12 protein-coding genes are annotated in these 12,604 nt (G+C 70.5%); 5 read left to right on the top strand and 7 right to left on the bottom strand.

From position 1 onward, the window contains the following. Window positions 1–53: 53 nt before the first annotated feature. Window positions 54–1,217 carry a CobW family GTP-binding protein gene (locus ACFVBH_RS10620; RefSeq protein WP_379001172.1) on the bottom strand — a complete coding sequence of 388 codons (1,164 nt, stop codon included), beginning with the start codon at window positions 1,215–1,217 and terminating at the stop codon, window positions 54–56. A gap of 107 nt (window positions 1,218–1,324) precedes the next feature. Here ACFVBH_RS10620 and ACFVBH_RS10615 point away from each other — a divergent pair, with 107 nt between their 5' ends. Continuing rightward, entirely contained in the window at window positions 1,325–3,031 is a 1,707-nt protein-coding gene (locus ACFVBH_RS10615) for a PucR family transcriptional regulator ligand-binding domain-containing protein (protein WP_379001171.1), read from the top strand. A 326-nt stretch (window positions 3,032–3,357) separates the two neighbouring features. Here the strand turns inward: ACFVBH_RS10615 and pucL are convergent, their stop codons facing one another. Further along, window positions 3,358–4,278, bottom strand: coding sequence for a factor-independent urate hydroxylase (gene pucL / locus ACFVBH_RS10610; protein ID WP_379001170.1), 921 nt, complete (start codon window positions 4,276–4,278; stop codon window positions 3,358–3,360). 182 nt (window positions 4,279–4,460) lie between these two features. Between pucL and ACFVBH_RS10605 the strand changes: the two genes are divergently transcribed. Next, window positions 4,461–5,825 carry a uracil-xanthine permease family protein gene (locus ACFVBH_RS10605; protein ID WP_379001169.1) on the top strand — a complete coding sequence of 455 codons (1,365 nt, stop codon included), beginning with the start codon at window positions 4,461–4,463 and terminating at the stop codon, window positions 5,823–5,825. Window positions 5,826–5,951: 126 nt separating this feature from the next. Here ACFVBH_RS10605 and ACFVBH_RS10600 read toward each other — a convergent pair whose 3' ends face one another. The 4 genes from ACFVBH_RS10600 to glp form a co-directional block, all read right to left on the bottom strand. Further along, complete coding sequence (locus ACFVBH_RS10600) at window positions 5,952–6,380, bottom strand: molybdenum cofactor biosynthesis protein MoaE (RefSeq protein WP_379001168.1); 429 nt, start codon at window positions 6,378–6,380, stop codon at window positions 5,952–5,954. After that, window positions 6,373–7,578 carry a bifunctional molybdenum cofactor biosynthesis protein MoaC/MoaB gene (gene moaCB, locus ACFVBH_RS10595; protein WP_379001167.1) on the bottom strand — a complete coding sequence of 402 codons (1,206 nt, stop codon included), beginning with the start codon at window positions 7,576–7,578 and terminating at the stop codon, window positions 6,373–6,375. Before moaCB ends, ACFVBH_RS10600 begins: the two co-directional genes overlap by 8 nt. A 304-nt stretch (window positions 7,579–7,882) precedes the next feature. Continuing rightward, window positions 7,883–8,269 carry a nuclear transport factor 2 family protein gene (locus tag ACFVBH_RS10590; protein ID WP_379001166.1) on the bottom strand — a complete coding sequence of 129 codons (387 nt, stop codon included), beginning with the start codon at window positions 8,267–8,269 and terminating at the stop codon, window positions 7,883–7,885. A gap of 4 nt (window positions 8,270–8,273) precedes the next feature. Then, window positions 8,274–9,479: a gephyrin-like molybdotransferase Glp gene (gene glp, locus ACFVBH_RS10585; protein ID WP_354985057.1), complete on the bottom strand. Its 1,206-nt coding sequence runs from the start codon at window positions 9,477–9,479 to the stop codon at window positions 8,274–8,276. 108 nt (window positions 9,480–9,587) lie between these two features. Here glp and moaA point away from each other — a divergent pair, with 108 nt between their 5' ends. From moaA to ACFVBH_RS10570, 3 genes are all read left to right on the top strand, one after another. Beyond that, window positions 9,588–10,646, top strand: a complete 1,059-nt coding sequence (gene moaA, locus ACFVBH_RS10580; RefSeq protein ID WP_379001165.1) for a GTP 3',8-cyclase MoaA — start codon at window positions 9,588–9,590, stop codon at window positions 10,644–10,646. Further along, window positions 10,639–10,881, top strand: coding sequence for a MoaD/ThiS family protein (locus tag ACFVBH_RS10575; protein WP_354985059.1), 243 nt, complete (start codon window positions 10,639–10,641; stop codon window positions 10,879–10,881). Before moaA ends, ACFVBH_RS10575 begins: the two co-directional genes overlap by 8 nt. A gap of 320 nt (window positions 10,882–11,201) precedes the next feature. Then, the gene (locus tag ACFVBH_RS10570) at window positions 11,202–11,363 is read left to right on the top strand and encodes a hypothetical protein (RefSeq protein ID WP_354985060.1); all 162 of its coding nucleotides are present in this window, start codon (window positions 11,202–11,204) and stop codon (window positions 11,361–11,363) included. 398 nt (window positions 11,364–11,761) lie between these two features. On the opposite strand, the gene nadE is transcribed toward ACFVBH_RS10570, so the two are convergent. Beyond that, the gene (nadE, locus tag ACFVBH_RS10565; RefSeq protein WP_354985061.1) at window positions 11,762–12,601 is read right to left on the bottom strand and encodes an ammonia-dependent NAD(+) synthetase; all 840 of its coding nucleotides are present in this window, start codon (window positions 12,599–12,601) and stop codon (window positions 11,762–11,764) included. Between the last annotated feature and the right edge of the window lie 3 nt (window positions 12,602–12,604).

The raw sequence follows: 12,604 nt of genomic DNA, 5'->3' as shown, positions 1-12,604 counted from the left end.
GTCGACCGGTCGGAGCAAGGAGTCCGGTGAGATGTGCCCTGCGGGTTGGGGACTCAGCTGTCGGCTGACTCCAAGTCGGCGGGGGCGTACCGCCACAGGGGGAGGAGGGCGTTCTCGTCCAGCGGGGTGGGGTCGGTGTGAACGGTGGACTCCAGGCGCGAGGTCGCGTCGGCGGAGTTCAGGGTCGTGCCGATCAGGACCAGATCGGTGGTGGGGGGTTCGTGGCGGGGGCGTGGGGTCGGGGTGATCGTGATGTGGCGGCCGACCATGTGCAGGACGAACTTTCGGGGGTCCTCGGGGACGGCGAAGGACAGGACGCCCTTCGCTCGGAACAGGCCGGCGGGCGGGTCTTCCAGGAAGGCGATGAGGGAGCGGGGATTCAGGGGGGCGGTGGAGGTGAACGAGACGCTGGTGTAGTCGTCGTGCAGGTGGCGGTGGCCGGGGTGGGCGCCGGTGCACGAGTGGCCTTCGGCGCCATGGGATTCCGCGTCGTGGCAGGCGGCCGGGTCGAGGGGGAGTCCGTGGTCGTGGCCGCCGCTGTCGTGGTCACCGCTGTCGTCGTCGGCGGCGAAGATCAGTTCGTCGAAGCTGAGTTGCTCGCCGACGCGGGGCTCGCGCGCGTCGCGGGTGGGGATGTCGAAGAGCAGGCCGGGGTCGAGGTGACCGCGGGTGGTGGCGTAGACGGGCACCTGGCCGACCAGGTCGGTGATCTCGGTGCGCAGCGTGTGCAGGGCCTCGGGGGTGACGCGATCGGACTTGTTGAGGACCACCAGGTCGGCCATGCGCAGGTGGGTGGCGAGTTCGGGGTGGCGGGCGCGGGACTCGGCGAAATGCTCGGCGTCGACGACCTCGACGAGCCCGCCGTAGCGGATGCGCGGGTTCTCGCTGTTGATCACCATGCGGATGAGGTTGCGTGGTTCGGCCAGCCCGCTGGCCTCCACCACGATGACGTCGATCTTCTGCTTCGGATGCGAGAGCCTGGTGAACAGGTCGTCGAGTTCGGTGACGTCGACCGCACAGCACACGCAGCCGTTGCCGAGCGAGACCATGGCATCCACCTGGCCCGCCACCAGCATGGCGTCGATGTTCACCGCGCCGAAGTCATTGACCACCACGCCTATTCGCAGGTCGCGATTGCGCAGCAGGCGGTTGAGCAGGGTGGTCTTTCCCGCGCCGAGGAATCCGGCCACGATCAGGACAGGGATGCGCCGACTCACCCGGCCACCCTACCGAGGGGCTGTGCGCCGCCCGCAGCATGGCGGAAACGGGCCGGAAATACCGGCGTCCTACCGTGGCGGACATTCGACCGAATCGGAGGTGCGCCGTGCGGGTACGGGACATTCTCGACGCGCCGCAGCTGCGTATGCGGCTGTTGCACGGGGACGAGGCCGCGCTCGAACGGTCGGTCGCCCGCGTGTGCACGACCGACATGCCCGATCCGCGGCCTTTTGTGACGCCGGGCGCGCTGGTGTGCACCGGGCTGGTGTGGCGGCACGCACCGGGTGACTCGGACCGCTACATCGAGATGCTCGACGCGGCGGGCGTGGCCGGTGTGGTCGCGGGCCGCGCGCTGCACGGGCACGTGCCCGAGGACGTGGTGGCCGCGTGCGAGCGACGCGGCCTGCCGCTGCTGGCTTCCCCGCAGAGCGTGCCCTTCAGCCGGGTCGTCGAACATCTGGCGGAGCAGGCCGCCGAGGCGCGCTGGGGGCGCGTGCGATCGGACGCCGAACAGCAGCGCAGGCTGCTCGCCGCGGTGGCGGGCGGCAGCGACATCGGTGAGCTCCTCGCGGACGTCGCCGCCGCCCAGCGGATCTCGGCCTGGCTCGTCACGGCCACCGGCCGCGTCGTCGCCGGCACCGCGCCCCTGACGGAGGACGAACTCAACCCCGTGGTCGCCACCGCCCTCGGCGCGCCCCGCCTCCCCGCCGTCGCCGCCGGGGCGATGCGAGTACTCCAGGTCGGCACGGGCGACCGAATGACCGCCTGGTACCTGGTGATTCGCCCCTCGACCCCCGACCCGGCCCCCGTGGCCGCGGATCTGGCCGCCGTCGCCGAGCTCTATCGCCGCCGCGCCGCCGACCGCCTGCACCTGGACTGGGAACTGACCGACCGCTTCTCCGCCCCCCACACGGATCAACCCGCCGCGCCGACGGTCGCGCTGGTCTGCGAGGTCCAGCTACCCGGCGCCCATGTCGCCGCCCCTCCGTTCCCGTTCGGGGCCGGCTCGGGCCTCTCCGATGGTGATACGAGGAATGCGCCGGGTCGCGCGCCCGACAGCGCGGGAATCTCGCTCGGCCGCGCTCCGATTCGCACACCCGGTGGCGGGGGGACCGTGCCCGGTGGTGAGTCGGGACGTGCGCACCCCACTGATCCGGGCCACACCGTCGAGGCGGGCCGAGTCAGCTCACGCGGGCGCGCCGATGTTGTCTCCGTCGTCCGCGCCGCGCTGCACGATGCCCTGCCCGGGATCACGACGAGCGTCGACGCTGAAGGCCGCCTCGTGGGTGTGTGCGCTGGAGCGCAGGACGAGGTCGTCCGGGACCTGCGCCGCCGCCTCGGGCGATTGACCCCCGCGCTCAACGGGATTCGTTTGACCCTCGGTGTCAGCGCGAGGCAGCCCGGAGAATCGATGTCGGGGGCCGTGGCCGCCGCGGCGGCCGCCGCCACCGTCCGCGACGACGAGCGCCCGATCGCCGTCCGCGCGGCCGACCTCGACACGGCCGCGGATCTTTTCACCGCTGTCCCCGGCGGCCTGCGCCGCCGCTTCGCCGAACGCGTGCTCGGCCCCGTCCTCGACTACGACCGCAAGAACAACGCCGGCCTGCTCGACACCCTCGAGGTCTTCCTCGCCTGCGAAGGCTCCTGGCGCGAGTCCGCCGCCCGAATGCACCTGCACCTCAACACGGTTCGCTACCGGATCGGCCGCGTAGCGGACCTGACCGGCCGCGACCCGAACCGCCTCGACGACCGCCTCGACCTCTACCTGGCTGTCCGGACCCTCTCGGGCCGGGCAGCCCTCGCCGAGGGGTGAGGTCCGTAACTCGGCGGGTTGCACGAGTGCGAAGCATGCGGCCGGTGCAGGCGCGGTGGCCAGTCACCTGCGCACCGCATTCGCCGATCCGCCAGCCGAATACTCTTGCACCACACATGCATTGCCGCCCCATCGGGCGCATCGAGGAACTCGCCGATGAGGGGGCCACGAACTCGCCGACCGCGTACACGCCCGCGAACCAGTTCCCCCTCGGGGGCCGTATCGCCCGGTGGTGGCCGTCGGACAGCGGTTCGTGCGGTCAGGCACCCGTGCCTGGGAGACATCGGGCAGGCCGTGCTGTCGGCCGCGGGCTCGTCGGGGCGGGGTCAGGCCAGGCCGGTGTACGGGTCCCAGGCGGTGCCCGGGTCGGGGGCGTCGGCGCGCAGGACGCTCGCGTGGATCAGGCCGTAGGGGCGGTCGTCGGCGTAGAAGACCTCGCCGTTGTTCTCGACGCCGAAGCGGGCGATGTCGAAGGACCAGTGGTGTTTGTTGGGGGCCGACAGGCGGATCTCGGCCAGGCAGGGGTGAGCCTCGAGGGCGGCGCTGCCCATGTCGAACAGGGTCTGCTGCAGCGCTTTCGAGTGGCGGGTGGCGAACGTGGCGATCATCGTCGAGCGGATGCCGGCGTAGGTGGCGTCCCAGTCGGCCGGGTCGGCGGCGAAACGCCAGCGGGCGGTCAGGGAGGTGGCGAGCACGCGGTCGTCGGCGGGCTGCAGCACGGTGAACTCGTCGGTCAGGAAGCCGGTGAACTCCGAACCGGTGGACTTGAGGATCACCAGGTCCTTGAAACCGCCGATCACCCACTCCCGCTGCGCGGTTCCCGCACCGCTCACCGTCACCGCGGCGGTGCGCACCTCCGGGCCCAGCCGGGTCCAGGTGTGGTCGTGGCCTGCACCGTCGACCGGAACCCGGTGCCACGCAAACTCTTCGATCTCGATGCGCGCGGATTCCACCGGCTCGACGTCGTCCACGAAATGCCGGGCCAGCGCCCGCCCGTACTCCTCGACGCTGCCGTCGCCGTGCGTCTTGGCGTAGGTGAAGATGGTCTGCTTCTGCGAGTCGGTCGGCAGCACCGCGCCCTGATCGCCCACGGTGTGCGCCTCGTCGAAAGCTCCACGCAGGCAGGACGATACGTTCAAGTCGCGAATGCGATGCCGGGCGGTGTCGCGGTAGATGCGCACCACCCGGTTCTCGGCCTTGCCGTACTGGTGCGGGCCGAGCACGATCTTGCCGGACAGTTCGGACATGGTCGCCTCCCGTGGTCGATGATCACCTTGCCCCACTGTGGCCCATCCCCGCCGCCGCACACGCTGGTTCCGAACACAAAACACCGCCTCGGCCGGGGCCCGGTATCAGTGCATTTCGACAAACCGCCCTCCCGTCGCCGCTGCCTAGCCTGACCAGAACCGACGCGCCGCAAGGAGGCACCATGACCGCGCCCCACCCCGTCGATACCCGGTTGCCCTGGCATCGGCTGCTGGTCTTCGGCATTCAGCACGTGCTGATCATGTACACCGGCTGCGTCACGGTCCCCCTGGTGTTCGGCGCCGCCGTCGGTTTGGACAAATCGACGATCGCCATGCTGATCAGCGCGGACCTGCTGGTCGCGGGCATCATCACGCTGGTGCAGAGCCTCGGTCTCGGGCGCTTCGCGGGTGCGCGGCTGCCGATCGTCACCGGCGCGACCTTCGTCGCGATGAGCCCGATGATCCTGATCGCCAAGGAATACGGGCTCCCGGCGGTGTACGGATCCATGCTCGTCGGCGGCATCCTCGGAGTGGCCCTGGCCTGGCCGTTCGCGAAGGTGGTGCGGTTCTTCACGCCGCTGGTCAGCGGCACCGTGCTCACCGTGGTCGGGATTTCGCTCATCGGGGTGGCGGGCGGCCTGATCGTCGGCAGCGACCCGAAGTCGGCGTCCTACGCCGCGCCGTCGAACATCGCCCTGGCCGCGGCGGTGCTGCTCATCGCGCTCGTGTGCACCACGCTCGGGCGCGGGGTGTGGTCGCAGCTCGGCGTGCTCATCGCGCTGATCGCCGGCGTGCTGATCGCGATTCCGATGGGACTGGTCCAGCTCGGCGGCGTATCGGACGCGTCGTGGCTGGGCGTCCCGCATCCGTTCTACTTCGGCGCCCCGGAGTTCCCGCTGACCGCCGTCGTGGCCATGAGCATCGTGATGGCCGTGGTCTTCGCCGAATCCACCGCGAGCATGCTCGCGATCGGTGAGATAACCGGAAAACCCCTGCGGCAGGCGGACATCGCGCGCGGCCTGGTCGGCGACGGACTCTCGGCCGTCCTGGCGGGCGTGTTCAACTCCTTCATCGACACCGTCTTCAACCAGAACGTCGGCGCGGTCGCCGGCACCCGCGTGTACAGCCGCTACGTGACGGCGGTCAGCGGCGCGATACTGGTTCTGCTCGGCGCGATCCCGCGCATCGGCGCGGTGGTGGCGGCGGTGCCGAAACCCGTGGTGGGCGGGGTGGGGTTGATGCTGTTCGCGACGATCGCCGTCATCGGCATCGGCATACTGCGTAGGGCCGATCTCGCCGACCGGGTGAATCTCGGCATCGTCGCGATCGCCATCGGCGTCGGGCTGGTACCGGTTCTGACCAAGGGGATGTTCGACCGGTTCCCGAGCTCGCTGGAGATTCTGCTCAACAGCGGCATCACCCTGGCGGCGGTCACGGTGTTCGGTCTGAACCTGCTCTTCAATCACACCCGACTGGGTGAATTGGCCCGCGGCGCAACCGATCCGGAACCGGTCGACCCGGTGCCGCCGGACCCGGTCGCCGCCTGAAGCCCCGCCTCCTCATCGGGGACGAGGCCGCGGGTTCCAGCGCCGTGAGCTCTCACCTCGGCGTCGCCGGAACCCGCGGCCTCGGCTGTCATCCGCCGTGGAGTGCGTGCGTTTCCGACTGCCGACCTACCCGCAGGCGTTGACCCATTCGGACATGCCGTCGGCGAACAGCTGCCGTTTCCAGATGGGCACTTCGTGTTTGATGCGATCCACCAGGTCGGCGCAGACGGTGAACGCCTCGCGGCGATGCGGGGCCGCGACCGCCACGGCGATCGCGATATCGCCGATGGTGAGCGCGCCGATCCGGTGCAGCGCGGCCACGGGCAGGCCCGACTCGGCCGCCACCTCGGCGCAGACCCGGGCCAGGAACTTCTCGGCGTCGGGGTGGGCGGAGTACTCCAGCGCCGAAACCGCCTGCCCGCCATCGTGATTGCGGACCTTGCCGGTGAACACCACGACCGCGCCGTGTTCCGGCCCGGTCACGGACTTCTCCACCTCGTCCGGATTCAGCGGCTGATCGCTGATGCGTGCGAGCAGCGCGTGCGTCTCACTCATGGTTGCCTCCTCCGGCCACCTGGGCCAGCAGATGATCGAGCAGCGGTTCGAGCACCGCGATGCCGTCCTTCACCCCGCCCGGCGAACCCGGCAGATTGACCACGACGGTGCGTCCCGCCAGCCCCGCCACGCCGCGGCTCAGCGCGGCGAGCGGGAACTTCGCGGTGCCGCGCTGCCGAATCGACTCCGCCACGCCCGGCAGTTCGCGGTTCAGCACGGCCAGGGTGGCTTCCGGGGTGCCGTCGGTGGGGGAGGCTCCGGTGCCGCCGGTGCTGATCACCAGCGCCGGTTCGCCGGCCAGCGCCTCGGCCAGTCCGAAGGCGATGTCGGCGTCGGCGTAGACCAGGGGACCGCGCACCGAGAAGCCCAGTCCGCCCAGCCATTCGGCGAGCACCGGCCCGGTCGTGTCTACGCGGGTACCGGCCGCGGTACCGGTGGAAGCGACCAGCACCACGGCCGCTCGCCGTGCACCGAAGCCACCCGGTTCGCCCTGTGTCGCGGTGCTGGAAGCATTCTGTGCCACGGTGTCGGAATCGGTCCGCGCCACAGCATGTTTCGGGTCCGGATGCGCACCGGACGCGGCACTGTGCCGCCGAGTCTGCTCGTCCGCTTGCCCGGCAGGCGCTTCCGGGTCGCCCGTGCCGCCCGAATCCGCCCCGGCGTCGTGCGGCTGGGTATCCTCGCCCGACCGCGGCGCGACGTCGCTGCCCGGCTCGCCGGACGTCGCCGCCGACCGTTCCCAATGTCCGCGCTTGCCACCGTCTTTGGTGAGCAGCCGCACCCCGTTGAGGGTCGCCGCCGGATCCACGGCCTTGATCATGTCGTGCAGGGTGAGCCCGGCGACCGCGACCGCGGTGAGCGCCTCCATCTCCACACCGGTCGGGCCCTTGGTCTTGGCCACGGCCTCGATGGTGATGGTGTCCGCGGTGAATCCGAAGCTCACGTTCACCGAGGACAGCGCCAGCTGATGGCACAGCGGGATCAGCTCGGAGGTCTTCTTGGCCCCGTTGATCCCGGCCAGGCGCGCGGTGGTCAGCACGTCCGCCTTGGGCATGTCGTCCGCCCGGACCAGGGCCACCACCGCCGCGGTGGTGTGCAGTTCGCCGGCCGCCACCGCGATGCGGGCGGTGTCGGCCTTCGCGCTCACATCGACCATGCGCGCGCGACCTTCCTGGTCGACATGCGACAACTCACTCATACCCGCAAGCGTAGGCACTGTCCCGCGCCCGGGGTCGCACGGGGCGGCCCGGTGTTCGGCCTCACCGCGGGCGGATCGAGATGGTGAGTGCACTGCCGTCGGCGGGTGCCGGGTGGAAACGACGCGATGCCGGGCGACTACCCGGTGAGCTCGTTGCGATGTGCGGACACCCCGGCGCTCGGCAGCCTCGGACCGGGCTCGAAGTCCGCAGCACCGGTGTCTGAACAGTCGGTCGCGGTGGATGCTCGCCGGGGCGCATCGCGTAGGTCCCACACCGGGAACCCGAGGTCGCCGGGGCGGGACGTCAGCCCGGGCGGACCGGGGTGATGTGGCTGTGGACGCAGAACCAGCAGTCGTCGCGGCGGCGGAAGACGTCGGTGGTCCATTCGTCGGCGTCGAAGCGCCTGCCGTTGTAGTGCGCGGTATTGGTCACGCGGGCGGTGACGATCGCGGTGTCGCCGTACACGCGAATGTGCGGCTCGCCGATCCGATCCATGGCCGAGTGGGTGAGCCGGCCGGACAGGATCTCGTCCAGGAACTCGCCCTTGGTGGACACGCCCGTCTCCGAGACGATCACCCATTCCTCGGCCATGAAGACCGAGATCAGTTCCGCGTCGTTGGCGACGATGGCGGCCGCCCAATCCTCGGCGAGCCCGCGTAGTTCCGCGACGGTCTGCTCATCGGCGCTCATACGGTCACAGCTCCCAGGTCGTGAGGGGTGTTCCGGCGGGCACCTCGGTGACCTCGCCCGGAATCTCGATCAGTACGTCGGCCTGGGCCATGGTCGCGATCAGGTGGGATCCCGGGCCCGCCACCAGTTCCACGCCGTCGCCGGTGCGCCGGCCACGCAGGAACTGCCGTTTTCCGGCGGGGGACCGCACCGAATCCCGCAGCGGCAGTGCGACACCGGCGATCTCGGGCAGTCCGGCCAGTGCGCGCAGCAGCGGCCGGGCGAAGACCTCGAACGACACCATGGTGCTCACCGGGTTGCCCGGGAAGCTCAGCACGGGCACCCCGTCCACCACGGTCAGGCCCTGCGGCCCGCCGGGCTGGATTGCCACGGAACCGAATTCGCCGCCCAGCGGGGCGAGCACGTCCTTGACCACCTCGAAATCCCCCATGGAGACCCCGCCGGAGGTGAACACCAGATCGGCGGTCGCGGTGGCCTCGCCGAGCCGGCGGGTGAACTCGCGCGGATCGTCGGTGGCGTGCGCGACCGACACCACCTCGACCCCGTTGTCCGCGAGCGCGGCCGCCAGCGCGATGCCGTTGGAGTTGTAGATCTGCCCGGGCAGCAGGCTCAGCCCGGCCTGCACCAGTTCGTCGCCGGTGGTGATGACCGCCGCGCGCACCCGCCGCCACACCGGCAGCTCGACCAGGCCGACCGCCGCCAGCGCCGCGATGTGCCGGGGCTTGAGTACCGTGCCCGCCGCCACCAGCAGTTGCCCGGTGCGCACGTCGGTTCCGGCTTCGCGGATGAAATCCCCCGCGGAGCGGCTCTTCTCGATGGTGACCGTGCCGTCCGTCCCGGCGGTGTGCTCGACCGGCACCACACAGTCCGCGCCGACCGGAATGGGCGCGCCGGTCATGACTTTCAGCGCCGCGCCCTCGGGCAACGTTGGCGCACCGGTGTTTCCGGCCGCCACCACGCCCGCGAGCGGCAGTGTCACGGGCACGGTCGCGATCGAATCCGCCCGCACCGCGTAGCCGTCCATCGCCGAGTTGCGGAAGACCGGCAGATCCAGGGGGGAGTACACGTCGGTCGTGAGTCGCCGGCCCAGCGCGCGGGCCATCGGAACCGCCTCACCGCCGCGGTCGGCGAGCGGTGCGAACAAATTTACGATGCGTTGCCGATGGTCTTCGACGGAGCGGGCCGGGACCGTGGCGTGCCGGGAACTCATGCGGCTGAGCCTATACGCGGCCGATTCGGGCCCTTTCCGCGCGACACTGTGACCAATCCCCGGCGCTCGAACGGCGCCGGGCGGTATCGGTAGCGACATAATGGTCGAATGACCGTGGTCGCGATGGGCATGCCTGCCATACGAGCCGGGCAGCCCAGTGTCGACGGCCGCCCGGATACCCCGTATCTCGTCGACCGTTTCGGCCGTACCGCGCGCGATCTGCGGGTTTCCATCACCGAGAAGTGTTCCCTGCGCTGCACGTACTGCATGCCGGAGGAGGGCCTGCCCGCGATTCCGGCGGACGAGTTGCTCTCCACCGCCGAACTGGTGCGCCTGGTGGTGCTCGCGGTGCGCGAACTCGGGGTCCACGAGGTGCGGTTCACCGGCGGCGAACCGCTCATGCGCCGTGATCTCGAGCAGATCATCGCGGGCTGCCGGGCCGAACTGCCGGACACGCCGCTGTCCATGACCTCCAACGGGGTGGGCCTCGAGCATCGCGCCCGCAAGCTCGTCGCGGCCGGGCTCGATCGGATCAACATCTCCCTGGACACCGTGGATCGCGAAGGCTTCGCCCGGCTGACCCGCCGCGATCGGCTGGATTCGGTGCTCGCCGGCATTCGCGCCGCCCGCGCCGCCGGGCTCTCGCCGGTCAAGGTGAACGCGGTGCTCATGCGCCAAACCCTGAGCGGCGCAGCCGATCTGCTGGCGTGGTGCATCGCCGAGGGCGCCGAGCTGCGGTTCATCGAAGAGATGCCGCTGGACGCCGATCACGAGTGGGCGCGCGCGAACATGATCACCGCGGCCGAACTGCTCGAGGTGCTGGGGGAGCGGTTCACCCTCACGCCGGTCGGGCGCGATGACCCGTCCGCGCCCGCCGAACAGTGGCGGGTCGACTCCGGTCCCGCGACGGTCGGCATCATCGCCTCGGTGACGCGCAGCTTCTGCGGCGACTGCGATCGCACCCGGCTCACCGCCGACGGCCGGCTGCGGTCCTGCCTGTTCAGCGATCAGGAATACGATGTGCGCGCGGCCTTGCGCGCACACGCGGGCGACGCCGAGATCGCCGAGCTGTGGCGCGGGGCCATGTGGAACAAGTCCGCCGGGCACGGCATCGACGCCGCCGGTTTCGTACCGCCCGAACGAACGATGGGAGCAATCGGTGGTTGAGGTGCGTTACTTCGCGGCGATCGCCGACGTGATCGGCAAGCCGGGCGAGCTGCTCGACCTGCCCGCCGGTGCGACCGTCGCCGACCTGCGCACCACCCTCACCACCGCCTACGGCCCGAAACTGGACCCGATGCTTGCGGTCTGCGCCTACCTGATCGGCGACGAACTGACCCGCGACGGCACGGCCGCCCTGACGCCCCGCGTAGACGTCCTGCCCCCCTTCGCGGGCGGCTGATCCGCTCGCTCCGGGGCCTGAAGGCCCGGGAGGCGACCGCACGTGCCCGTTTCGAATGGTGCGCTCTCTCGAATGCCGGGCTGGTCGTGCGCCGGCCGAATGCCTCTGTGGCGTACCGGAGGCGTCTGTGGAGTACCGAATCATCCACCCGATGCGCTGCTCTCGGTGGTAGCCAACCGCTCCCGCCGGAGTGGCATTCTGCTGCACCGAAGTCGTTTGACCAGGTATATTTGGTCGGACGATCAGATAATGGATCGGTAACGGAACGGTCGCCGACCCGATATCTGAATGTCCGATCCGCCTATTCGGGAGGTGGCGCCATGGCGCGACTCGTACCCGCTCTACTCCTCGGCGCCGTCGTGGTCGCCTTCGCCGTCTCAGCGCTCATGAACGGCGTATCTCTCAAGTCCCTGCACTGTCAGCAGGCTTCGACCGTCGAATACCAGACCGTCGCGCCCAGAGTCGACCCCCTCCGAATCTGACTCCGGCCGAAGCCTTTCCGGCCCCGCGCCGCCTTCTCGCGCCCACACCGCTCGCTCCGGTGCGGCGCAGGCGTGGTCGGGCCGCCCGCCGTGGCCTCGGGATTTCGCACAGGGTGCCGCCCGCGTCATGTCGGCGCGGCTGCCCATGTCACGTCGAGTGTCTCCCGCGTCGGGTTGCCGCCCGGGCCACGTAGGTCGTCCGGGCACGCGTCGGGATGCCGGTCAGGTCGCGTACCGGTTGCACCCGTGTGGCGATGAGACGGCGTCGGGAAGGTGGTTCGCCGACTCGCCCGTGCGGCCGGTAGCCCGTCGAACCGGCATGGGCGCGAAGGTCTTTCCTGGATACGACCGTGCCCGCCGCATGTGAGTGCGGCGGGCGTGAGAGCCGAGAGCCCCCGCTACTTCCACCAGGTGTCGTGCGGGGTGACCGGGACGGTGCGCTTGTGGCGAGTGTTGCGGAAGATCGTCTCCACCCGTTCGGCGACCTCGGGGGCGACGGGCTTGCCCTCGAGGTAGTCGTCGATCTGGGCGTATTTCAGGCCGAGGGCCTCCTCGTCCGGCAGGGCCGGGCGGTCGTCCTCGAGATCGGCGGTGGGGACCTTCTGCCACACGCTCGGCGGTGCGCCCAGCTCCTGCAGCAGCGCCGCGCCCTGGCGCTTGGTGAGCCCGGTGAGCGGGGTGATGTCCACGCCGCCGTCGCCGAACTTGGTGAAGAAGCCGGTGACCGCCTCGGCGGCGTGATCGGTGCCGACCACCAGCAGGTTCAGCTGGCCGGCGATCGCGTACTGCAGCACCATGCGCTCGCGGGCCTTGATGTTGCCGCGCACGAAATCGCGCAGGCGCGTCTCGCCGCCCAGCAGTTCGGCAACGCCGGCCGCGACCTGTTCGCCCGCGGCGTCGGCGCTGGGCTTGACGTTCACCGACACCGAGCGATCCGGTGCGATGAACTCCAGCGCGATCTGGGCGTCGTGCTCGTCGGCCTGCACGCCGTAGGGCAGGCGCACGGCCACGAACTCGGCCTCGTCGCCCTCGGCGCGGAGTTCCGCCACCGCGAGCTGGCAGAGCTTGCCGGTCAGCGAGGAATCCTGGCCGCCGCTGATGCCGAGCACGAAACCCTTGGCGGGCGTGGCGCGCAGATACTCCTTGAGGAAGTCGATGCGCCGCCGCACTTCGGTTTTGGGCTCGATGACGGGCAGCACGCCCAGCTCGGCGATGATCTCTTCGCGCAGGTTCCCCATGGC

Source organism: Nocardia sp. NPDC057668, from assembly GCF_042799795.1.
Lineage (GTDB): Bacteria > Actinomycetota > Actinomycetes > Mycobacteriales > Mycobacteriaceae > Nocardia.
This window is presented reverse-complemented; position numbering and strand designations above follow the sequence as displayed.